A 19,834-nucleotide genomic window follows, 5' to 3' on the forward strand; every position below is an offset into this window, starting at 1 on the left:
CCGAACTCGGCGGCGACACGCGTGTGCCGGTGGCCAAGATTTGCCCAGCGCGCGGCTAGCATCACTACCGCTAGTGGTCCTGAGCGACTAGCACCACAAGGTGTAGTAGTTCAGGGGTAAGAGGGAATCCGGTGGAAAACCGGAACTGCCCCGCAGCGGTGACCGGGAACGACAGCCGTCCAACGGTTCCAGCAGGAACCGCCGACAGCACTGGACCAGCCAGGTTCGGGAAGCGACGGCCGGTAGGACCGAGAGGTATGCCCGGGAGTCCGAAGACCTGCCATTGGCGCGCGCACCGCCGGTGCGCGCCGCCCGAGGCACTCGCGAGGAGAGAGAGCTTTGACCATCACTTCGGTCCCCCGAAGCACCACCGAAAGCAGCACCGCAAGCAGCACCCGAAGCACCACCGTCAGCCCTCAGCTGGAAATGGACCGACTGCGATTGATCGTGGCCGAGGCCGCTGCCGGGCTCGGCTCGGTCGACCCCGAGCTGATCCTGACGGAGACGCTGGCCACCTGCTACGACGACATCACCCAGGACGAGATCGAGCAGGCGCTGATCATGGCCGCGCGCTCGTTCGTCGAGACCGAGCCGGAGTACGGGTTCGCCGCCGCCCGGCTGCTGCTCGACCGGATCCGCCGGGAGGCGCTCGGCCGCGTGCACGGCGAACCGCGCCAGGCGAGCCAGGCCGATATGGCCGCGGCCTACGTCGAGTACTTCCCGGCGTACGTCGAGACCGGTATCGCGGCGGGTCTGCTCGATCCGGCGCTGGCCGGGTTCGACCTCGGCCGGCTGGCCCGGGCGATCCGGCCCGAGCGGGACCTGCAGTTCGCGTTTCTCGGGCTGCAAACGCTGTACGACCGGTATCTGCTGCACATCGACAAGGTCCGGTTCGAGCTGCCGCAGGCGTTCTTCCTGCGCGTGGCGATGGGCATGGCGCTGCGCGAGCACGACCGCGAGGCGCGCGCGATCGAGTTCTACGAACTGCTCAGCTCGTTCCGCTTCATGTCCTCCACGCCAACGCTGTTCAACTCCGGCACCACCCGTCCGCAGCTGTCCTCGTGCTTCCTCACCACGGTGGAGGACGACCTCGCCGCGATCTTCTCCGGCATTCGCAACAACGCGCTGCTCGCGAAGTACTCGGGTGGTCTCGGCAACGACTGGACGCCCGTGCGCGGGATCGGCGCCAAGATTCGCGGCACGAACGGCGAGTCCCAGGGCGTCGTACCGTTCCTGAAGATCGCGAACGACACGGCCGTCGCGGTCAATCAAGGCGGGAAGCGCAAGGGCGCGGTCTGCGCGTATCTCGAGACCTGGCACATCGATATCGGCGAGTTCCTCGACCTGCGCAAGAACACCGGCGACGAGCGCCGCCGGACCCACGACATGAACACGGCCAACTGGGTGCCCGACTTGTTCGTGCAGCGAGTCGAGGCGGACGAGTCGTGGACGCTCTTCTCCCCCGACGAGACACCCGACCTGCACGAGTTGTACGGCGAGGCCTTCGCCAAGCGCTACACCGAGTACGAGGCCGCCGCCGATCGCGGTGAGATCCGGGTCTTCCGCAGGATCCGCGCGGTAGACCTGTGGCGGCGGATGCTGACCGTGCTCTTCGAGACGGGCCATCCGTGGATCACGTTCAAGGACCCGTCGAACCTGCGCTCCCCGCAGCAGCACGACGGCGTGGTGCACTCGTCGAACCTGTGCACGGAGATCACGCTGAACACCAGCGCCGACGAGACCGCCGTCTGCAACCTCGGCTCGATCAACCTGGTCGCCCATCTGACCAGTGACGGCCTCGACGCCGATTTGGTCCGCGCGACCGTGCGGACGGCCGTGCGCATGCTCGACAACGTCATCGACGTGAACCTGTACTCCACGCCCGAGTCCGAGCGAGCCAACCAGCGGCACCGGCCGGTCGGCCTCGGCCTGATGGGCTTCGCCGACGCGCTTTTCGCCCTGCGAATCCCCTACCAGTGCGAAGCGGCGGTCGAATTCGCCGACATCTCGATGGAACGGATCAGCTACCACGCGATCGAGGCCTCGTCCGAGCTGGCCGCTGAGCGCGGGCGTTATGCCAGTTACGACGGTTCGCTGTGGAGCCAGGGCATCCTGCCGATCGACTCGCTGGAGTTGTTGCGCACGGCAAGGAACGGCGATCTCACCGTCGACACCGGCCAAACGCTCGACTGGGACACCCTCAGGGCCAAGGTACGCCGTGACGGCATGCGCAACTCCAACGTGCTGGCGATCGCGCCGACCGCGACGATCTCCAACATCTGCGGGGTGAGCCAGTCGATCGAGCCGATCTACCGCAACCTGTTCGTGAAGTCGAACATGTCCGGCGAGTTCACCGTCGCAAATCCCTATCTGGTCAAGGATCTCAAGGCGCGCGGACTGTGGGACCAGGCGATGGTCTCCGATCTCAAGTTGTACGACGGTGTGCTCGCGCGGATCGACCGGATTCCGGCCGACCTCAAACAGCTGTACGCGACGGCCTTCGAGATCGACCCGCTCTGGCTGATCAAGGCTGGTTCTCGCCGTCAGAAGTGGATCGACCAGTCGCAGTCGCTCAACCTGTACATGGCGGCGCCCTCGGGCAAGGCGCTCGACGAGTTGTACCGGTCCGCCTGGCGCTACGGCCTGAAGACGACGTACTACCTGCGTTCGCTGTCCGCCACGCACGTGGAGAAGTCGACCCTTCAGGGCACCGACGGCCGCCTCAACGCCGTACCCGTCGCCCCGCCAACGTCAACGTCAACGCAGGCGCCGACGCCACCGCCACCGCCACCGCCACCACTAAAGCCGGCCGACGTCTGCTCGATCGAGAACGAGGATTGCGAGGCCTGCCAGTGAGTGTCACCGGGCTGGGCGAGATCACCCTCGGCGCCGGCCGGGTCGAGGTCAGCGACAAGGCGATGATCAACTCGCGCGCGGATGTGAACCAGCTGCTGCCGCTGAAGTACCAGTGGGCCTGGGACAAATACCTTGCCGGGTGCAACAACCACTGGATGCCCACCGAGGTGTCCATGCAGGCGGATATCGCGTTGTGGAAGAGCAGCGACGGCCTCACCGCGGACGAACGGCTGATGCTGAAACGCAACCTGGGCTTCTTCGCGACCGCCGAGTCGCTGGTGGCGAACAACATCGTGCTCGCGGTCTACCGGCAGCTGACCAATCCCGAGTGCCGGCAGTACCTGTTGCGCCAGGCCTTCGAGGAGGCCGTGCACACGCACACCTTCCAGTACATCTGCACCTCGCTCGGTCTCGACGAGGGCGAGCTGTTCAACATGTACCGCGAGGTGCCGTCGATCTCCGACAAGGACGCCTGGGCGCTGAAGTACACCCAGCACCTGGAGGATCCGGACTTCCGCACCGGTACGCCGGGAGCCGATACGGATTTCCTGCGGGACCTGATCGCGTTCTACGTGGTCTTCGAGGGGATGTGGTTCTACACCGGCTTCGCGCAGATCCTGTCGCTCGGCCGGCGCAACAAGATGGTCGGTATCGCCGAGCAGTACCAGTACATCCTGCGCGACGAGTCGATCCACCTGAACTTCGGCATCGACTGCATCAACCAGATCAAGCTGGAGAACCCGCACCTGTGGACGGACGCGTTCCAGGCCGAGGTGCGGCAGATGCTCGCCGAGGCGTGTGAGCTCGAGGTGGCCTACGGCCGGGCCACCCTGCCGAACGGCATGCTCGGGCTGACGGCCGAGCTCTGCGAGCAGTACATGCACTTCATCACCGACCGGCGGGCCGAGCAGATCGGTCTCGCGCCGATCTTCGGCGAGACCCGCAACCCGTTCGGCTGGATGTCGGAGGTGATGGATCTGAAGAAGGAGAAGAACTTCTTCGAGACCCGCGTCATCGAGTATCAGACCGGATCCGGCCTCAGCTGGGACTAGCCGGAGTTGTGCTGGTGAACGAAAACGGCGAGCTGGGTTCGGTCTCGTAGCTTCAGCTGGCCGAGGATGCTGGAGATGTGGGTCTTCACGGTGCCCTCGGAGATGATCAGCTCCCGGGCGATCTCCCGGTTGCTGGCACCGAGCGCGACCAGGCGCAGGACCTCGCGTTCCCGGTCGGTCAGCCGCGCGATTTGCGGCTGCACCGGCCGGGAGGCGGGCCGGGCGGCGGCGGCCGTGAGAACGGCGACGACCTTGGCCGCGGCGGCGGGTGACAGCTGAACGATGCCGCGCTGGGTCAACCGGATCGCTTCGGCGAGGTCGCGGGCGGGCAGGTTCTTCAGCAGGTAGCCGGCCGCGCCCGCCTGCAGAGCTTGCAGCACGTACTCGTCGTCGTCGAACGTGGACAGGATCAGGACCTTGACGCTCGGCCGGATGCGCGCGATCTCGGCGGTCGCCTGAATCCCGTCGAGCACCGGCATCCGAATGTCCATCAGGACGACGTCCGGGCTCAGGGCCTCGACCTGTCGTAGCGCTTCGGCGCCGTCGGCCGCGGTGCCCACGACGTCCAGCCCCGGTTGGCGTTCAAGGATCGCGGTCAGGCCGTCCCGCATCAGTTCCTGGTCGTCGACGACGAGCAGCCGGATCGTGTCGATCGGGTCCGTTTCCACTCAGGCCTCTCCGTTCGCCGCGCGGGGCAGGGTGATCGCCAGCCGCGTGCCACCACCGGGGGCTTCGAGCAGGTTCAGCCGGCCGCTCACCAGCTCGACCCGTTCGCGAACACCGCGCAGACCGTTGCCGGGGGTGATCGGAGGGCCGATCCCGTCGTCGTCCAGCGTCAGCTCGGCCGCCCGATCTCCCAGTTCTACCGTGAGTCGTACGTGCTGGGCGCCGGCATGGCGCTGAACGTTGGTGAGCCCTTCCTGGGCGGCGCGGTACAGGGCGACCAGTTGCTGCCCGGAGTACCGGTGCTCGTCGCCGGTGATGGTCAGTTCCAGCTCGAACGGCAGTACCTCGAGATCGGCCGCCAGTGAGCGCAGGGCCGGCCCCAGCACGAACGGCGCCCGGTCGCGGCGCAGCGTGTCGACGGACTGGCGCACGTCCGTAAGCGCTTGGTCGGCCAGCCGTTTCGCGTTGCCGATCGCGGTTGCCGCGACGTCCTGTTCGGGTGGCAGCAGCACCTGCGCCTTCTCCAGCTGGACGCTGATCACCGTGAGGTGGTGGCCAAGGCTGTCGTGGATATCGCGGGCCAGCCGGTTCCGCTCCTCGATCGCCGCCAGCTCGGCCACCCGGGCTTGGGAGTCGACCAGGTGGTCGTGCGAGGTGCTGAGTTCGTCGAGCAGCCGCTCAGCGCGTCGACGGCTGGCCTGCTCGCGCCGGATCAGCAGCCCCGTGGTCGTGACCAGCATCAGGGCCAGGGCGAACAGCGCGTACAGATGCAGGTCCTCCGCCCCGGCCGTCCAGAGCGTTTTGCCCTTGGAGAACCGGATCGTGAACCAGGCCAGAATGGCCAGGCAGACCGACACACCGGCCCGCGCTCCCAGCCACGACACGGCAGGGTACGGCAGCGCGAGGTACATGATCGAGGCGATCCTCAGCCCGTCGACCTGAGTCAGAACCTCGATCAGCCCGGCCTGAATCGCCAGGGCAGCAACGGCGACACCCAGCGGCGGCTGATCGCGATACCGCCGGTCGACTCCGAACTGCACGGCCAGCACACCGGCGACCGTGGTCAGGGCCAGCGCCGTCGGCAACCACGAGCCGTTCGGACCACGCAGGTCGCGGCTGGCGATGATCGGCAGGAAACTGAAGCCGATCGCCGCGGTCGCCAAGACGGAAACCGGCCATGGCGGCGCGGACAACCGCCGTACCGCGGGGTGCAGGTCGTGGGACATGGTGCCCTTCGCTCCGGAAACCGTCTCAGTGCATCACATCGCAGGCGCACCGCCATCGCCCAGAAGGCCGGATCGGCTCCGACCTAAGGCCTACACCGAAGGTCGTAATGGCCGGAGACCTAGGTCGGAGCAGCTTCGGCCTTCGTGCCGATGTGGCGACCTGCCCGTCGTTTCTAGGGTCGAAGTGATCGACGAGACGAGAGGCACAGCAATGACAGGCACGACGGAAGAGCAGCAGGACCCGGCCCGTACGACGGAGCCGGACCGCCGAGTGCGTCGCAGAGCGGTGATGGTGGGAGCGGCCGCGGCGACCGCGTTGGTGTCCGGCACGGCCGGGGCCGTCGGCGGGCGGCTCACCGCCGACGCGGGCCCACAGATGAGCGCGCCGCCGGCCGACGGTAGCCGGTTCGCGAACAAGGTGGTGCTGATCACCGGCGCGACCTCGGGCATCGGGCGCGCGGCAGCGGTCGCCTTTGCCGCGGAAGGAGCCAAGGTCGGGTTCTGCGGCCGGCGCGAGCAACTCGGCCGGCAGGTCGAGCAACAGATCCGCGCGGCCGGCCACGAAGCCACCTACGTCCGGGCCGATGTCCGCGAGGAAGACCAGGTGGTGCGATTCGTGAACGCCGTTGTCGCCCGCTATGGACGGCTCGACGTGGTGTTCAGCAACGCGGGGATCCATCACGTCAAGCCGGTGCACGAGATCACCACGGCGAACTGGGACGACGTGCAGAACACCAATGTGCGTGGCGCCTACTTCACCCTCAAACACGGCATCCCGCATCTGCTCAAGGACGGCGGCAACGTCGTACTCACCGCGTCGATCAACTCGATCGCGGTGCGACCGGGGTTCGCGGCGTACGGCGCCAGTAAGCATGCGCTGATCGGCCTGATGCAGGCGGCCGCGCTGGACTACGGCGCGCACGGGATTCGGGTGAACGCGGTGCTGCCCGGGCTGACCGATACCGAAATGGCCCGCCGGATTTCCGGGACCGAGTCGCTGCCCGACTCCGTTTACCGGGCCGGGATCGCGGCGGTGGCCCGGTCCCGCGCTCCAGCGGCCGCCCGGGTCGGCAAGCCGGAGGAGATCGCCGCGCTTGTCGTCGACATGGCCTCCGACCGTTTTCCCTTCATGACCGGCTCCGCCCTGGTGATCGACGGCGGCGCCACCGCCTCGCTGCCCTAATGGCCAGCCGTCAGGAGTGGGTGACGTCGAGCACGCCGATGATCTTGCGCAGGCGGGCGGCGACGCGTTCGGCGTGGAAGCCGTCGCCCTCGACGACGGCCCGCAGGGTGCCGGTCTCGAAGCAGAGCCGGAGCTCGCGCACGTCGTACGGGTTGAGCTGTACGGCGACCCGGGCGAACAGGCCTTCCACCTCGACCACGCGAGCGGTGAAAACGGTGAGGGTGCGCTCCGGCAGTGCCTCGACCGCCTGAGCGGCTTCGGCGGCTTCGGCGGCTTCGGCGGCTTCGGCGGCTTCGGCGGCTTCGGCAGTACGAACGGCGAGCGTGGTCATCGCGGAACCTCCTTGTGGCGCAGCAGACCGTAGGTGAAGCCATCGACGAGTGCCTCCCACGAGGCCTCGACGATGTTGTGCCCGACGCCGACGGTGAACCACGAGCCTTCGCCGTCGGAGGTCTCGATCAGGACCCGGATCACCGCGTCGGTGCCGTGGCCCTGGTCGAGAATGCGGACCTTGTAGTCGAGCAGTTCGAACTTGCCCACCACCGGGTAGGCCTTCTCGATCGCGGTGCGCAGCGCGTGGTCCAGCGCGTTGACCGGGCCGTTGCCCTCACCGGTGACGATCTCGCGCTCGCCACCCGCAACGAGCTTGACCGTCGACTCCGACACCGCCTCGCCGTCGGCACGTGACTCGGTGATGACCCGCCAGGACTCGACATCGAAGAAGGTGACCCGCTGACCGGTGACCTCCTCGGTCAGCAACAGCTCGAACGACGCGTCGGCCGCCTCGAACGTGTACCCGCGAGCCTCCATCTCCTTGACCCGATCGGTGACCCGCGAGACCAGTTCACGGTCGCTGCCGAGATCGAAGCCGAGTTCGCGGCCCTTCAGCTCGATACTCGCCCGGCCGGCCATCTCCGAGACCAGCATGCGCATGTCATTGCCGACCAGCGCGGGATCGGTGTGCTGGTAGAGGTCCGGGTCCACCTTGATGGCGCTGGCGTGCAGCCCTGCCTTGTGGGCGAAGGCGGACACACCGACGTACGGCTGCCGGGTCGACGGCGGCACGTTCGTCACCTCGGCGATCGCGTGCGCGATCCGGAAGGACTCGGCCAACCGGCCGGGCGGCAGCAGGGTCATACCGCGCTTGAGTTCGAGGTTGGCCACGACGGCGAGCAGGTCGGCGTTGCCGGTGCGCTCGCCGTACCCGTTGACCGTGCCCTGGACGTGGGTGGCACCGGCCTCGACCGCCGCGATCGAGTTCGCGACCGCACAACCGGCGTCGTTGTGGCAGTGGATGCCGAGCCGCGCGCCGGTCGACTGCAGCACGTCGTGCACGATCTCCTGCAGCTCGCGCGGCAGCGTTCCGCCGTTGGTGTCGCACAGCGCGACCACGTCGGCGCCGGCCTCGGCCGCGACCCGGACCACCTCGAGGGCATACGCACGGTTGGCGCGGTAGCCGTCGAAGAAGTGCTCCGTGTCGAGGAAGACGCGCTGGCCGCTTTCGCGCAGGTGGCGCACGGTGTCGGCGACCATGGCCAGGTTCTCGTCGAGCGTGGTGCGGAGGGCCCGCTCGACGTGGGCGTCATGGCTCTTGGCGACCAGGGTCACCACGGCGGCCCCGGACTCGCGCAGCGCCGCGACCTGCGGGTCGTCCGCGGCCACGGTGCCGGGCTTGCGGGTCGCTCCGAACGCCGCGAACACCGCGTGGCGGAGGTCGAGCTCGGTCCGGGCCCGCTCGAAGAACTCGGTGTCCTTCGGCACCGCGCCCGGCCAGCCGCCTTCGATGAAACCGACGCCCAGGTCGTCCAGGTGCCGCGCGATGGCCAACTTGTCGGCCACGGAGAGCGCGAGGCCCTCCTGCTGGGCGCCGTCGCGCAGGGTGGTGTCGTAGACGTGGAAATCGTCGGCTTCGGTCACGGTTCTTCGCCTCCGCGGCAGCTTGGTTCAGGGCTCAAAAAGGCAAACAAAAAACCTCCCGCGAATGCGAGAGGTCTGCGCGCTCAGGTACTGCTGGCTGAGCGCGCTTAACGAATAATGACCCGGAACTTGTTCATGACATCTCGGATACTGCCATATCCGGCCCAGCCATCGGCGAAGTGTCTCGAAAAGTGAGCAACCAGTACGCCGCGGAGTACTGCCGCGCGTGCGGGCGTCCAGTTTTCAGGCGGTGAGCGACCAGCCCGGGTCGTCCCAGGCGGCGTAGAAGTCGTCGCGGGTCAGGTCCCGAAGGCCCCAGGCCTCCCGGTCGAGCGCCTCGGAGGTGAGATAGCCCGCGTCGTCCTCGATGCGCTTCCACCAGTACCGGGTGATCTCGCCGTCCTCACCGGCACCGAGCTGGCGGACCACGACCCACTCGCCCTCGTGCCAGACGGCCTCGAACAACCAGTCCGTGCCGTACTCGTCCACCCGGGCGCCGTACGTCCTGGCCGTCGTACCGCGGTCGAGGTCCCGGATCAGCTCGACGGTCGCGCGCATCGCCCGCACCGTTTCCGGCGGCCATTCCCGCCGTACTGCCAGCTCCGCGTAATACGCCTCGACGTCCTCGGGAAAGCTCACAAACGCCCTCTCAGCACTGGTACATCCCATCAATTGCACTCATCGGTCCGAATCCGCCCCGAGACGCAGGCCGGATTCGGACCGATGAACGACTTTAGGAAACGACTTTGATGCGAACGGCGTCAGCAGATGCGGGTCATCCAGTTGTGGGTATCGGCCGCGCGACCGTACTGGACGTCGAGCAGGGCGGTCCGGACCGCGGCGGTGACCGGGCCGGCCTCGCCGTCGCCGACCTGGACCTCGCCACCGTGCCACTTCAGCGAAGCGACCGGGGTGATCACCGCGGCGGTGCCACAGGCGAACACCTCGCGGATCCGGCCGGAGGCGGCGCCGTCGCGCCACTCGTCGATCGAGATCTTCCGCTCGGTCACGGTGTGGCCGAGATCGGTGACGAGCTTGAGGATCGAGTCCCGGGTGATGCCCTCGAGAATCGTGCCGGACAGCTCAGGGGTGACCACCGAGTTGTCGTCCAGTACGAAGTAGAGGTTCATGCCGCCAAGCTCCTCGAGCCACTTGCGCTCGATCGCGTCCAGGAAGGCGACCTGGTCGCAACCCTGTTCGACGGCCTCGGCCTGCGCGACCAGCGAGGCGGCGTAGTTACCGGCGGCCTTCGCGGCACCCGTACCACCCGGGGCGGCGCGGGTGTACTCCTCGCTGAGCCAGATCCGGACCGGCTTCACCCCGTTGGGGAAGTACGACCCGGCGGGCGAGGCCATCACCAGGAAGGTGACCTGCGCGGACGGGCGGACGCCGAGGTACGGGTCGGACCCGAACATCACCGGCCGCAGGTACAAGGAGGACTCGCCACCGGCCGGCACCCAGTCCTTGTCGATCGTCACGACCCGGCGGACGGCGTCCAGGAACGCCTCCTCCGGGAGTTCCGGCAACGCGAGGCGCTGGGCGGACCGGTTGAACCGGCGCGCGTTGGCCTCGGGCCGGAAGGCGTGGATCGAGTCGTCCGGATGGCGGTAGGCCTTCATGCCTTCGAAGATCGACTGGGCGTAATGGAACACCGCGGTCGCGGGAGAAAGCTCCAGCGGACCGAAGGCGGTGATCCTCGCGTCGTGCCAGCCCTGCTCCTTGGTCCACGTGGCGATGGCCATGTGGTCGGAGAAGTTTTGCCCGAATCCCGGGTTCGCCAGGATGGAGGCGCGCTGGTCGTCGCTGGCCGGTTTGGTGTTGGGCTCAACGGTGAACTGCAGATCGGCGCTCATAGCCGCACCGTACCTCTAGAGCAAGTGGTCAGGCGAGACGTGCACACGGCGTCACCCGGCCGCGCGCTTGGTGATCGCGTCGCCGATCTCCGCGGTGGTCCGCGGCGCGCCAGTGCGCTCCTCGATATCCGCGGTCACGGCGGCCTCGATCGCCCGGGCGGCCCCGACCAGGCCGAGGTGCTCGCACAGCAGCGCCGCCGACAGGATCGCCGCGGTCGGGTCTGCCTTCTGCTGACCGGCGATATCCGGCGCGGAGCCGTGCACCGGCTCGAACATGCTCGGCACGGACCGGTCCGGGTTGATGTTGGCGCTCGCGGCCAGCCCGATGCCACCGGTGATCGCGGCGGCCAGGTCGGTGAGGATGTCGCCGAACAGGTTGTCGGTGACGATCACGTCGAACCGGGCCGGATCGGTGACCAGGAAGATCGTTGCCGCGTCCACGTGCAGGTAGTCCACCGCGACCTCGGGAAACTCCGTCGCGACGGCGTCGACCGTGCGCTTCCACAGGTGACCCGCGTGCACGAGCACGTTGTTCTTGTGTACGAGCGTGAGCTTGCGCCGTGGCCGGGCCTGCGCGCGGGCGAACGCGTCCCGGACGACCCGCTCGACGCCGTACGCCGTGTTGACGCTGACCTCGGTCGCGATCTCCGCGGGCGTACCGACGCGCAGGGCGCCACCGTTGCCGACGTACGGGCCTTCGGTGCCCTCGCGCACGACCACGAAGTCGACCTCACCCGGGTTCGCCAGCGGCGAGCCGACCGAGGGGTAGATCTTCGAGGGCCGCAGGTTCACGTAGTGGTCGAGCGTGAAGCGCAGCTTGAGCAGCAACCCGCGCTCGAGCACACCGGACGGAACCGTCGGGTCGCCGATCGCGCCGAGCAGGATCGCGTCGTGGCCGCGAATCGCCTCGAGCTCTTCATCGGGCAGCGTGTCACCGGTTTTGTGCCAGCGGGCGGCGCCGAGATCGAACTCGGTCTTGTCGAACGTGATGCCCTGCGTGGCGCTGACCGCGTCAAGGACCTTGAGGGCCTCGGCCGTGACCTCCGGGCCGATCCCATCGCCACCGACCACGGCCAGCTTGAAGTTCTTGCTCACTTGGTGGGTTCTCCCCCATTATCGCGACGGTTCATCGCCTCTTGGACGGCCTCGCGGTCAGCCGGACCCGGCGCGGGACGCCGGCGTCGTTCCGCCTTGCGCTCGCGTGCGTCGATGGTCCGCCACTGGGCCGGATACATGTCGTACATGCTGCTCTCCCGTTGGTTCGCTTCTTGTGGAAAGACGGCCGACGAAAACGCACGGGCGGGAGGTACGCCTCAACCCGCGCCGGGATGTCGGCCTTAGCGAGCCCCGGCGCGGCAGCGAAGAATGCGTACCGCGAACTGCATGATTTGTCGAAGATACTCCGGCGTGCGACTAAATCGCCAGCATGCGGGCATTCCATCTCGGGATGTGGGATGTCGTTGCCAACTCTGGCCCAGAGCTGTGCGAGTCTCAGCCGGTGAGCGCTCCCCCAGAACTCCCCCCGCTGGTCTCAGCGGCCCTCAGCCTGTCCGGTCGTCGCGGTTTTGTCAGTGCGACCAGGAACGAAACAGGCCGTCTGCTGGCCACTCTCGCGGCCTCTCGACGCGGCACTCTCGGCGAACTCGGCACCGGTTGTGGCGTCGGTTCGGCGTGGCTGCGCAGCGGCGCCGCCGAGGGTACGAAGATCGTCACCGCCGAGAGCGATCCCCAGCTGGCTCAGGCCGTGGCCGAGCTTTTCGCCGCGGATGATCGCATCGAGGTGCTGGAGGCGGACTGGACGGCGCTGATCGAGCGCGGCCCGTTCGCGCTGCTGTTCGTGGACGCGCGCGAGGCGAAGCTCTCCGCCCGGGACGTGGTGGCCGAGGCGGTCGAGCCCGGCGGTTTCGTTGTACTCGACGACTTCACGCCGTCGATGGTCTGGCCCCCGATGTACGAGGGGCGCGTGGACACGTTGCGGCAGGAGTGGTTGATGGACAAGCGTTTCACCACCGTCGAGGTGATGGTCGCGCCCGACGCGGCCGTTCTGCTCGCCACCCGGCGCTGACCCGACACCCGTCTCGACGCCGACCCGTCACACGTTGAATTTTGAGGGGTCTCACATCCTGGTCGAGCCAGCCGGGTGGCCCTTGAACTCCGTAGCCTGAACCAACGGTTTGCCGCCCGCAGGCGCATGGCGGCCGACCAGGGCCCGATCCCCTCCCGCCGGGAGGGATCGGGCCCACCTTCATGTCAGGCCGGCTTTGTTGTCAGGCCGGTCGGCTCAGGCTTCGAGGTCGACCGTGCGGGCGGTGTCCGCCTCGACCGCGGTGGCGATGTCCTGCAGCAGGCTCGGGTTGATGCTGGAGTCGACGCTCAGCGCGACCAGCGCCTTACCGCCCTTGCGGTCCCGGCTGACCTGCATACCGGCGATGTTCACGTCGGACTCACCGAGAATGCGGCCGACGGTACCGACGATGCCCGGGCGGTCCTCATAGCTGAGGAACGCCAGGTGCGCGTCGAGCGGGACCTCCACGTCGAAGCCGTCGACCTCGACCAGGCGCTCGTCCTGCTTGACGCCGACCAGCGTGCCGGAGACCGATACCTGCTCCCCGTCGGCCAGCGTGCCGCGCAGCGTGATCAGGTTGCGGTGGTCCGGGCTGTCGTGGTCGGTGACCAGGCGAACCTCGAGGCCACGCTCGGCCGCGAGCAGCGGCGCGTTCACGTAGGACACGTTCTCCTCGACGACGTCGGCGAAAACGCCCTTGAGCGCGGCGAGTTCGAGCACCTTGACGTCGTACTGGGTGATCTCGCCGCGGACCTCGACGTCCAGCTGCTGCGCGACCCCGCCGGCCAGGGCGGTGAAGATCCGGCCCAGCTTCTCGGTCAGCGCGATACCCGGCCGCACGTCCTCGGCGATGACGCCGCCCTGCACGTTGACCGCGTCCGGTACCAGTTCGCCGGACAGCGCGAGCCGGACGGACTTGGCGACGGCGATACCGGCCTTCTCCTGGGCCTCGTCGGTGGAGGCGCCCAGGTGCGGCGTGGCGACGACGTTCTCGAACTCGAACAGCGGGGAGTCGGTGCACGGCTCGGTCGCGAACACGTCGACACCGGCACCGGCGACGCGGCCTTCCTTGAGCGCGGTGTAGAGCGCGTGCTCGTCGACGATGCCGCCGCGGGCCGCGTTCACGATGATGACCTCGGGCTTGACCTTGTGCAGCTGCTCGTCACCGATCAGGCCAAGGGTTTCCGGCGTCTTCGGCAGGTGCACGGAGATGAAGTCGCTGGCCGCGAGCAGCTCGTCCAAGGTGGCGAGGCGAACACCCATCTGGGCGGCGCGACCGGCCTGTACGTACGGGTCGTAGGCGATCACGTTCATGCCGAAGGCCGCGAGGCGCTGCGCGACCAGGACGCCGATCCGGCCGAGGCCGACGATGCCGACGGTCTTCTCGTACAGCTCGACGCCGGTGTATTTGCTGCGCTTCCACTCGCCGTTCTTCAGCGACTTGTCGGCGGCCGGCACGCGACGCGCAGTGGCCAGCAGCAGCGCGACCGCCAGCTCGGCGGCGCTGACGATGTTCGAGGTCGGCGCGTTCACGACCATCACGCCGGCCTGGGTGGCGGCCTTCACGTCCACGTTGTCGAGGCCGACGCCCGCGCGGGCGACAACCTTCAGCTTCTTCGCCGCGGCCAGCGCCTCGGCGTCGACCTTGGTCGCACTGCGGACCAGGATCGCGTCGACATCGGCGATGGCCGGCAGCAGCTCAGCGCGATCGGCGCCGTTCGCGTGCCGGATCTCGAAGTCGGGACCAAGGGCCTCGACGGTGGCCGGAGAGAGCTCCTCGGCGATCAGAACGACCGGACGGGTGGCAGCAGCAGTCATGGGGCAATCCTCAGCAGTTGCGGAAGGGCTCGTTGGAGACTGAGCACCGCGCTGTGCCCGCTGGTAACGATGCTACCCGTTCGGTTCAGCACGTGCAGACGGGGGCTCGCTGTGCGAAACGTCACGCACCGTCACAAGGCTCGACCTTCGGAGACAGACCCGCGAGCTTCAGCACGCCACCGTCGGGCATGAGCGTGTAGACGATGTTCCACCGCGCGCAGGTCAAGCCGCCGTCGATACTGGCCGCCGGCCCGTCGCTGCTGTGGATGGTCGTGAAGATCATCCGCGCCCGGGCCCCGTTGCCGAACTGCGTGATGTCACTGACTCGCGGACCGAACAGGTACGTCGTGCGGTGCTGCTGCCGGATCGCGTCCTCCGGAGCGACGGCCAACTGGCGGCCGGTATAGGTGGCCCGGATGGCTTCCGGCTGGTGCGCGTTGACGGCCCGGACGTAGCGCTGGAACGTCTGCATCACCTGCGCCGACAACTCCGACGGGGCTTCCTCGAGCGTCGGGGTGACCGGGTCGTCCTTGGGGCCCCACGCCTCCGGACAGAGGGTCGCGGTCGGGCTGATCGGTGGCGAGGCACCGAGATACGGTTCGAGCTCGGCAGCGGTCAGGTAGTTCCCACCCGGCGTCGCCATCCCGGCGACCTTGTCGTCGGCGGTCACCAGCGGAGCCCCGTGCAGAGCCGTGTGTACCGAGCTGGCGAGCCGGTTCCCCGGGGTGATCGCCACCTTCACCGTGCCGCTGCCGACATCCTCGGTACCGATGTACCGATTGCCGGTGCCGACGAGGGCCATCTCTGCACCTACGGCCGGCGCCTTTTTTGTCCGTGGGGGCGCCGATACGTCGAGCGGGGCGCTGATCCGCAGCAGCGCCAGGCCATCGTCGTTGGTGCTGGTACCAATCACCGTGGCGCCGCGGACCTGGCCGTCGGCGGTGACGATCGCGACCGAAACCGGGCCGTAGATCGCCGAGGCGACGGTGACGACCTTGTTGTCGCCGACCAGGAAACCCGTCGCGCGGCCCGTGCCTGAGCAGGTGGTCGCCAATACGGTGACCACGCCGGCGCCGACCGCGCGTTCGGCTTCGAGCGGGTCCACGATGCCGTCGTCGGTCTGGAGCAACCAGCCGACGCCCACACCCGCCGCCGCGACCACCAGCACCAGCGGGATCAGGAACCACGCCCGCGGGCCTCGTCGCCGTACGGGAGCCACTGGGACTCGCGGCGTACGGCTCTGGATCACCGTCTGCGGTCGGACAGGTTCCGCGCCGCCGGGCACACGCCGAGGCGGCCGCGGCAGGTCGCGCCTGTCGTCCGAGGCCATCTACCGCCACCCGATGGAGATCACGGCCCCGATTCTCTCATCCGGACAGGGTGATGCCCGGCCATCCAGGCGGATGACCGGGCATCTTTCAGATCTGGCCGAACCGTCAGCGGGCGGCGGTGCCCTCGACGTAGTCGTCGTCGTGCGACTTGACCCACGCCATCAGCGCGCGCAGTTCCTTACCGGTCGCCTCGATCGGGTGCGACTCGCTCTTCTTGCGGAACTCGGCGAACTCCGGCGCGCCCGCGTCCTGGTCGGCGATGAACCGGTTGGCGAAGGTGCCGTCGACGATGTCGTTCAGCACATCCTTCATCCGGGCCTTGACCGACTCGTCGATGACGCGCGGACCCGACACGTAGTCGCCGTACTCGGCGGTGTCGGAGACCGACCAGCGCTGCTTGGCGATGCCACCCTCGTACATCAGGTCGACGATCAGCTTCAGCTCGTGCAGGCACTCGAAGTACGCGACCTCGGGCTGGTAGCCGGCCTCGGTCAGCGTCTCGAACCCGGCCTGGACCAGCGCGGAGACACCACCGCAGAGCACGGCCTGCTCACCGAACAGGTCGGTCTCGGTCTCCTCGGTGAACGTGGTCTTGATACCGCCGGCGCGCAGGCCGCCGATGCCCTTCGCGTACGACAGCGCGAGGTCCCACGCCTTGCCGCTCGGGTCCTGCTCGACCGCGACCAGCACGGGCACGCCCCGGCCTTCGGTGAACTCGCGGCGGACCAGGTGGCCCGGGCCCTTCGGCGCGACCATGAACACGTCGACGCCCGCCGGAGGCTTGATGTAACCGAAGCGGATGTTGAAGCCGTGGCCGAAAACGAGCGCGTCGCCGTCGACCAGGTTCGGCTCGATGGCTTCGGTGTACAGGCTGCGCTGGGCCGGGTCCGGCGCGAGCACGACGATGACGTCGGCCTCTTCGCAGGCCTCGAACGGCGTGAGCACGCGCAGGCCCTGGGCCTCCGCCTTGGCCCGGGACTTCGAGCCCTCCGGCAGGCCGACGCGCACGTCGACGCCGGAGTCGCGCAGGGACAGCGCGTGGGCGTGGCCCTGGCTGCCGAAGCCGAGCACGGCCACGTTGCGGCCTTGGATCACCGACAGGTCGGCGTTGTCGTCATAGAACATCTCTGCTGCCACGGTGTAGCTCGTCTCCCTTGAAATTTATGCTTGTGCGGATTGCGGGGCCGCGCGATGACCCGGGGGCGGCGTCGGCACCGGGTGATGAGGCGGATGCGGGGTGGAGTTCGCGGGGGCCGGACGGGCCTGCAGCGCGGGTGCGCCGGTGGCCACGTGCGGCGGTGGCACCGGCACCGGCCGCAGGGTGCGATCGGTGATGGAGCGGCTGCCCCGGCCGATCGCGACCATGCCGGACTGGACCAGCTCCCGCACCCCGAAGGGCTCCAGCACACGCAGCATCGCCTCGAGCTTCTCGGGATTACCGGTCGCCTCGATGGTGATCGCGTCGGGTGCCACGTCGACCACCTTGGCACGGAACAGCTGGACGGTCTCCAGCACCTGTCCCCTGCTCAGGGTGTCCGCCTTCACCTTCACCAGCAGCAGTTCGCGCTGCACGGTGGCGGTGGGCTCGAGTTCGACGATCTTGATCACGTTCACCAGCTTGTTGAGCTGTTTGGTGATCTGTTCCAGCGGCTGCTCGTCCACGCTCACCGCGATGGTCATCCGGGACACCTCAGGGTGTTCGGTCGGACCGACCGCGAGCGAGTCGATGTTGAAGCCCCGCCGGGAAATCAGCGCGGCCACGCGGGCCAGGACGCCGTGCTTGTTCTCGACCAGGATCGACAGAGTGTGTTTAGTCATCGGACAGCTCCCCTCACAACTCTTCTGAGTCCCACTTCGGCGCCATGTTGCGCGCGATCTGGATGTCGTCATTACTGGTGCCGGCGGCAACCATCGGCCAGACCATCGCGTCGCGGTGCACGACGAAGTCGACCACCACGGGGGCGTCGGTGACGGCCATCGCCTTCTCGATGGTGGCGTCGACCGATTCCTTGTCCGAGCACCGCAGCCCGACACAGCCCATCGCCTCGGCCAGCTTGGCGAAGTCCGGGATGCGCGCGGAGTGCAGGTCGGTGTTGGAGTAGCGCTTGTCGTAGAACAGCGTCTGCCACTGCCGAACCATGCCCAGCGACTGGTTGTTGATCACGGCGACCTTGATCGGGATGCCCTCCAGCGCGCAGGTGACAAGTTCCTGGTTGGTCATCTGGAAGCAGCCGTCGCCGTCGATCGCCCAGACCGTCTTGTCCGGTACGGCGACCTTCGCGCCCATCGCGGCCGGCACCGAATAGCCCATCGTGCCGAGGCCACCCGAGTTCAGCCAGTGGTTCGGCTTCTCGAACGGCAGGTAGTGCGCCGCCCACATCTGGTGCTGGCCGACGCCGGAGGTGTAGATGGCGTCCGGGCCGGCGATCTGGCCGATGCGCTGGATCACGTACTGCGGGGAGAGCGTGCCGTCCTCGGGCTCGTCGTACCCGACCGGGTACTTGGCGCGCACCGACTCCAGCAGACCGCGCCAGGCCGAGTAGTCCGGCGTGGTGCCACCGGCGATCTCGGTCTTCAGCGCGCCGATCAGGTCGACGATCACCTCGCGGCAGTCACCGACGATCGGCACGTCCGCGACCCGGTTCTTGCCGATCTCGGCCGGATCGATGTCGGCGTGAATGACCTTCGCCTCCGGGGCGAACGACTCCAGCTTGCCGGTCACCCGGTCGTCGAACCGCGCACCCAGACAGATCAGCAGATCGGACCGCTGCAGCGCGCCGACGGCCGAGACCGAACCGTGCATGCCGGGCATACCGAAGTGCAGTTCGTGACTGTCGGGCAACGCGCCGCGCGCCATCAAGGTGGTGACCACTGGGATGCCCAGCAGTTCGGCCAGTTGCTTGAGTTCCTCGTGCGCCTTCGCCTTCAACACGCCGCCGCCGACGTACAGCACGGGCTTTTCCGAGGCGGCGATCAGCCGGGCCGCCTCGCGCACCTGCTTGGGGTGCGGCCGGGTGACCGGGCGGTATCCGGGCAGCGAGAGCTCGGTCGGCCAGCGGAAGTCGACCGTGGCCTGCATCGCGTCCTTGGTCACGTCCACCAGCACCGGACCGGGGCGGCCGGTCGAGGCGATGTGGAAGGCCTCGGCGATGGTCGAGGCGATCTCGTTCGGATCGTTGACCAGGAAGTTGTGCTTGGTGATCGGCATCGTGATACCGCGGATGTCCGCCTCCTGGAAGGCGTCCGTGCCGATCGATGCACTGGCCACCTGACCAGTGATCGCGACCATCGGCACCGAGTCCATGTAGGCGTCCGCGATCGGCGTGACCAGGTTGGTCGCGCCCGGGCCCGAGGTCGCCATACAGACACCGGTCTTGCCGGTGGCGGTGGCGTAGCCCTGGGCCGCGTGACCCGCGCCCTGCTCGTGCCGTACGAGGATGTGGCGGATCTGGGTGGAGTCGAGCATCGGGTCGTACGCCGGCAGGATCGCGCCCCCGGGAATGCCGAAGACGGTGTCGACACCGGCATGTTCCAACGCGCGGATCAGGGCCTGTGCCCCGGTCAGCTGCTCACTCATGACTGCCTTTCCTGTTCATTCAACACGGCCCGCTCCCTCATTCGAAGCTGTCCCAGATCTGTGTGGAGAAATCGCCCAGAGAACAAAAAACCCCCTTCGCCGGGTTGGCTGAAGGGGGCGCGCTCGACTCTGTGGTCGCGTCAGTCGGCGCGCCGCACAAGTACGAGGAGAATCGTTCGCATGCGGCCACCTTTGCCGACTCCCCTCGATCCGGTCAAGCCTGCCGGGAATCCGTCCCACTCCGTGAGATCCGCGTCTTACTCTACAGCGCTCTTCGCCTCTGCCGACAG

The 19,834-nt window shown here is 68.0% G+C and carries 17 protein-coding genes and 1 riboswitch; of the genes, 4 read left to right on the forward strand and 13 right to left on the reverse strand.

Translation table 11 applies throughout. The features are described 5' to 3' along the window. The first annotated feature begins 57 nt into the window (after positions 1-57). Positions 58-299, forward strand: a riboswitch (cobalamin riboswitch). Between the two features lie 40 nt (positions 300-339). Together ACFFGN_RS30755 and ACFFGN_RS30760 are read left to right on the forward strand one after the other, a co-directional pair. Beyond that, complete coding sequence (locus ACFFGN_RS30755; protein ID WP_380054856.1) at positions 340-2,856, forward strand: ribonucleoside-diphosphate reductase subunit alpha; 2,517 nt, start codon at positions 340-342, stop codon at positions 2,854-2,856. Continuing rightward, positions 2,853-3,908, forward strand: coding sequence for a ribonucleotide-diphosphate reductase subunit beta (locus tag ACFFGN_RS30760; protein ID WP_446685227.1), 1,056 nt, complete (start codon positions 2,853-2,855; stop codon positions 3,906-3,908). The genes ACFFGN_RS30755 and ACFFGN_RS30760 overlap by 4 nt, the downstream gene beginning before the upstream one ends. Here ACFFGN_RS30760 and ACFFGN_RS30765 read toward each other — a convergent pair. Both ACFFGN_RS30765 and ACFFGN_RS30770 read right to left on the reverse strand, forming a co-directional pair. Continuing rightward, positions 3,905-4,576 carry a response regulator transcription factor gene (locus tag ACFFGN_RS30765; RefSeq protein ID WP_380054859.1) on the reverse strand — a complete coding sequence of 224 codons (672 nt, stop codon included), beginning with the start codon at positions 4,574-4,576 and terminating at the stop codon, positions 3,905-3,907. The genes ACFFGN_RS30760 and ACFFGN_RS30765 overlap by 4 nt on opposite strands. Further along, positions 4,577-5,800: a sensor histidine kinase gene (locus ACFFGN_RS30770; RefSeq protein WP_380054862.1), complete on the reverse strand. Its 1,224-nt coding sequence runs from the start codon at positions 5,798-5,800 to the stop codon at positions 4,577-4,579. 211 nt (positions 5,801-6,011) lie between these two features. Between ACFFGN_RS30770 and ACFFGN_RS30775 the strand changes: the two genes are divergently transcribed. Next, a complete protein-coding gene (locus ACFFGN_RS30775; protein ID WP_380054865.1) occupies positions 6,012-6,983 on the forward strand; it encodes an SDR family NAD(P)-dependent oxidoreductase in 972 nt (323 codons plus the stop codon). A gap of 10 nt (positions 6,984-6,993) precedes the next feature. Here ACFFGN_RS30775 and ACFFGN_RS30780 read toward each other — a convergent pair whose 3' ends face one another. The 6 genes from ACFFGN_RS30780 to ACFFGN_RS30805 form a co-directional block, all read right to left on the reverse strand. Next, positions 6,994-7,314: a hypothetical protein gene (locus ACFFGN_RS30780; RefSeq protein WP_380054867.1), complete on the reverse strand. Its 321-nt coding sequence runs from the start codon at positions 7,312-7,314 to the stop codon at positions 6,994-6,996. Further along, positions 7,311-8,900, reverse strand: a complete 1,590-nt coding sequence (gene cimA, locus ACFFGN_RS30785; RefSeq protein ID WP_380054869.1) for a citramalate synthase — start codon at positions 8,898-8,900, stop codon at positions 7,311-7,313. The genes ACFFGN_RS30780 and cimA overlap by 4 nt, the downstream gene beginning before the upstream one ends. A gap of 243 nt (positions 8,901-9,143) precedes the next feature. Continuing rightward, positions 9,144-9,539, reverse strand: a complete 396-nt coding sequence (locus ACFFGN_RS30790; protein WP_380054872.1) for a hypothetical protein — start codon at positions 9,537-9,539, stop codon at positions 9,144-9,146. Positions 9,540-9,661: 122 nt separating this feature from the next. Continuing rightward, on the reverse strand, positions 9,662-10,753 hold the full coding sequence (locus ACFFGN_RS30795; protein ID WP_380054875.1) for a branched-chain amino acid aminotransferase: 1,092 nt from the start codon (positions 10,751-10,753) through the stop codon (positions 9,662-9,664). A gap of 51 nt (positions 10,754-10,804) precedes the next feature. Then, positions 10,805-11,848, reverse strand: a complete 1,044-nt coding sequence (locus tag ACFFGN_RS30800) for a 3-isopropylmalate dehydrogenase (protein ID WP_380054878.1) — start codon at positions 11,846-11,848, stop codon at positions 10,805-10,807. Continuing rightward, complete coding sequence (locus ACFFGN_RS30805; RefSeq protein ID WP_380054881.1) at positions 11,845-11,997, reverse strand: hypothetical protein; 153 nt, start codon at positions 11,995-11,997, stop codon at positions 11,845-11,847. The genes ACFFGN_RS30800 and ACFFGN_RS30805 overlap by 4 nt, the downstream gene beginning before the upstream one ends. Before the next feature lie 254 nt (positions 11,998-12,251). On the opposite strand from ACFFGN_RS30805, the gene ACFFGN_RS30810 reads away from it, so the two are divergent. Then, positions 12,252-12,818 carry an O-methyltransferase gene (locus ACFFGN_RS30810; protein WP_380054884.1) on the forward strand — a complete coding sequence of 189 codons (567 nt, stop codon included), beginning with the start codon at positions 12,252-12,254 and terminating at the stop codon, positions 12,816-12,818. A 216-nt stretch (positions 12,819-13,034) separates the two neighbouring features. On the opposite strand, the gene serA is transcribed toward ACFFGN_RS30810, so the two are convergent. From serA to ACFFGN_RS30835, 5 genes are all read right to left on the reverse strand, one after another. Then, positions 13,035-14,636: a phosphoglycerate dehydrogenase gene (gene serA, locus ACFFGN_RS30815; protein ID WP_380054887.1), complete on the reverse strand. Its 1,602-nt coding sequence runs from the start codon at positions 14,634-14,636 to the stop codon at positions 13,035-13,037. 121 nt (positions 14,637-14,757) lie between these two features. Beyond that, positions 14,758-15,885 carry a S1 family serine peptidase gene (locus ACFFGN_RS30820; protein WP_380054890.1) on the reverse strand — a complete coding sequence of 376 codons (1,128 nt, stop codon included), beginning with the start codon at positions 15,883-15,885 and terminating at the stop codon, positions 14,758-14,760. A 187-nt stretch (positions 15,886-16,072) separates the two neighbouring features. Then, positions 16,073-17,092 (reverse strand): ketol-acid reductoisomerase, encoded by a 1,020-nt coding sequence (ilvC, locus tag ACFFGN_RS30825; RefSeq protein WP_380055119.1) that lies wholly within the window; start codon positions 17,090-17,092, stop codon positions 16,073-16,075. Positions 17,093-17,128: 36 nt separating this feature from the next. Continuing rightward, positions 17,129-17,785, reverse strand: a complete 657-nt coding sequence (ilvN, locus tag ACFFGN_RS30830) for an acetolactate synthase small subunit (RefSeq protein WP_446685228.1) — start codon at positions 17,783-17,785, stop codon at positions 17,129-17,131. A gap of 13 nt (positions 17,786-17,798) precedes the next feature. Next, a complete protein-coding gene (locus ACFFGN_RS30835) occupies positions 17,799-19,544 on the reverse strand; it encodes an acetolactate synthase large subunit (protein ID WP_380054893.1) in 1,746 nt (581 codons plus the stop codon). Positions 19,545-19,834 lie beyond the last annotated feature (290 nt).

It is taken from the genome of Kribbella deserti, from assembly GCF_042434725.1.
In the GTDB taxonomy this organism is placed as follows: Bacteria; Actinomycetota; Actinomycetes; order Propionibacteriales; family Kribbellaceae; genus Kribbella; species Kribbella deserti.

Excerpts from the sequence above, each read along its gene's own strand:
- ACFFGN_RS30770 (WP_380054862.1), bottom strand. The coding sequence starts at position 5,800 with ATGTCCCACGACCTGCACCCCGCGGTACGGCGGTTGTCCGCGCCGCCA.
- ACFFGN_RS30775 (WP_380054865.1), top strand. The coding sequence starts at position 6,012 with ATGACAGGCACGACGGAAGAGCAGCAGGACCCGGCCCGTACGACGGAG.
- ACFFGN_RS30780 (WP_380054867.1), bottom strand. The coding sequence starts at position 7,314 with ATGACCACGCTCGCCGTTCGTACTGCCGAAGCCGCCGAAGCCGCCGAA.
- ACFFGN_RS30795 (WP_380054875.1), bottom strand. The coding sequence starts at position 10,753 with ATGAGCGCCGATCTGCAGTTCACCGTTGAGCCCAACACCAAACCGGCC.
- ACFFGN_RS30805 (WP_380054881.1), bottom strand. The coding sequence starts at position 11,997 with ATGTACGACATGTATCCGGCCCAGTGGCGGACCATCGACGCACGCGAG.
- serA (WP_380054887.1), bottom strand. The coding sequence starts at position 14,636 with ATGACTGCTGCTGCCACCCGTCCGGTCGTTCTGATCGCCGAGGAGCTC.
- ilvC (WP_380055119.1), bottom strand. The coding sequence starts at position 17,092 with ATGTTCTATGACGACAACGCCGACCTGTCGGTGATCCAAGGCCGCAAC.
- ilvN (WP_446685228.1), bottom strand. The coding sequence starts at position 17,785 with ATGACTAAACACACTCTGTCGATCCTGGTCGAGAACAAGCACGGCGTC.
- ACFFGN_RS30835 (WP_380054893.1), bottom strand. The coding sequence starts at position 19,544 with ATGAGTGAGCAGCTGACCGGGGCACAGGCCCTGATCCGCGCGTTGGAA.